Source organism: Nonomuraea sp. NPDC003201, assembly GCF_053590415.1.
Window position 1 is genome coordinate 1 of the sequence record NZ_JBSFTC010000682.1, and the last position, 2,028, is coordinate 2,028.

The window sequence follows — 2,028 nt, forward strand, 5'->3', positions numbered from 1 at the left end:
CGTCTCCCGCGCTGAAGCTGCCGCCGAGCAGGGTCACCCGGCGGTTGAGCCCGGTCAGGCCCATCCCGGAGCCGGCACTGGTCAGCGCGGGGTCGGCGCTCCGCCGGGGCGCCGCGTTGCGCACCTCGACGTCGGCCCGGTCGCCGGGATAGACGACGTTGACGGTGACCGGCGCCCCGGGGGCGTGCTTGCGGGCGTTGGTGAGCGACTCCTGCACCACCCGGTAGACGGCGCGGGCGACGACCGCGGGCACCGTGCCGGGATCGCCTTCGACATGCAGGGCCGCGTCATCGGCGGCGGCCAGGGTGACGAGGTCGCCGCCGGTGTCGTCGTCGGGACGCCCGGCGGGCACCGGCCGGGCCCCTGTGGTGACCACACGCATGAGGTCGCGCAGCTCGGTGAGCGTACGCGTGCCGACCCGCCGGATCTGCTCAGCCGCCGCGCGGGCGTCGTCGTCGCCCGTGGTGACGCGCAGCGCGTCGGCGTGCAGGACGATCTCGGTGACGTGGTGGGTGACGATGTCGTGCAGGTCAGCGGCCAGGCGCTGCCGTTCGGCGGTCTCGGCCCGCTCGGCGAGCAGGCGGCGCTCGGAGTCGGCGAGCTCGGCCCGCTTGCGCAGCGACCGGACGAGCTCGCCGCGGATCTTGAGGTAGAGGGCGAGCAGCGCGGGCAGGGCGGTGGCCGACAGCGCCACGTACAGCGCGACCCACGAAGGAGACCAGATCGGGATCGCCGGGAGTGCCAGGACCGCGGCGTAGGCGAACGCCTGCCGCCAGGGCAGCAGGGTGACCAGGAACGACACCACGACCGGGGCCGCCACGGGCGTCACGAACGGGTCGCCCCGCGCCGTCATCACGCCCGGCGCCAGGCCGGCGCCGACGGCGAGCACCGTCGTGACGGCGATGGCCAGCGCTCCCACCGTCCGTGGGAAGCGGACCACCAGAGGCAGGGACGCGTCGAGCAGGAGATTCAGCATCAGCTCGGCGAAGGAGCCGGCGCCGCGGTCGGACACCCCGGCCGCGTACAGCACGATCTGGAGGACGGCGAGCAGCCCGGCCGCGCCGAAGGCGGCCACGAGCGTCACCCTCCGGTCGCTGACGATCAGCTCCGGGCGGGAGAACCGTCGCGGTATGCGCACGGCGGGCACCTCACAAGGCGGTCGGGGTTCAGCCGGGCTCGTCGAGGAGCCCGGCCTGGTGGGCGAGCAGGGCGGCCTGCGTACGGTGGGTGAGGTCGAGCTTGGCCAGCAGGCGGGAGACGTAGCTGCGCACGGTCGTCTCCGACAGGAACAAGCGCCCTGCGATCTCGGGGTTGGTGAGCCCCTCGCCGAGACAGGCCAGCACTTCGCGTTCGCGCTCGGCCAGCGTGGCCACCCGCGCCTGCGCGCTGTCGCGCCGCTCGTCGCCTCGGGACGACTGCGCGACCAGCCTGCGCGCCGCGCTCGGCGACATCACGACGTTCCCGTCGGCCGCCACCTTGACCAGGTTGACGAGTTCCTCGGCCGGGGTGGCCTTCACCAGGAAGCCCCCGGCTCCGGCCTCCAGGGCGCCGAGCACGTGCTCGTCGGAGTCGAACGTCGTGAGCGCGATGACCGCGGGCGGCGCGGCCAGCGCCGCGATCTCCCTCGTCGCGGTGATGCCGTCCACCCCCGGCATCCGCAGGTCCATGAGCACCACGTCGGGCCGCTTACGCAGGACCTCCTCGACCGCTTCGGCCCCGTCTCGGGCCTCGCCGACCACCTCGATCTCCGTGCTGGAGCCGAGGATCGCCGTCAGATGCCGGCGCACCATCGGGTCGTCGTCGGCCAGTAGAACCCTGATCACGCCTGCACAGTCTGCCATCCGTCATCGTCCGCCGTGGTGCCCGGCCCGTGCCGGGGCCGGGCGCCATCGCGGTGGTCAGCCGCCGAGCCCGCGCCAGAAGGCGCATCGGTGCTCGCCGCTCACGTCGGCCGGGCCGATGCCGGGGTCGGATAAGTCGGTCAGCGTCATTACCCGCAGCCGATAGGTCGAGAACACGTCACAACAC

At 73.7% G+C, this 2,028-nt stretch carries 2 protein-coding genes; both read right to left on the reverse strand.

The window, feature by feature from the left end; genetic code table 11:
* A partial coding sequence (locus ACWDX9_RS62685; RefSeq protein WP_449973348.1) for a sensor histidine kinase occupies positions 1-1,138 on the reverse strand: 1,138 nt, incomplete at its 3' end.
* Positions 1,139-1,166: 28 nt separating this feature from the next.
* Positions 1,167-1,823, reverse strand: coding sequence for a response regulator (locus ACWDX9_RS62690; protein WP_449973349.1), 657 nt, complete (start codon positions 1,821-1,823; stop codon positions 1,167-1,169).
* Between the last annotated feature and the right edge of the window lie 205 nt (positions 1,824-2,028).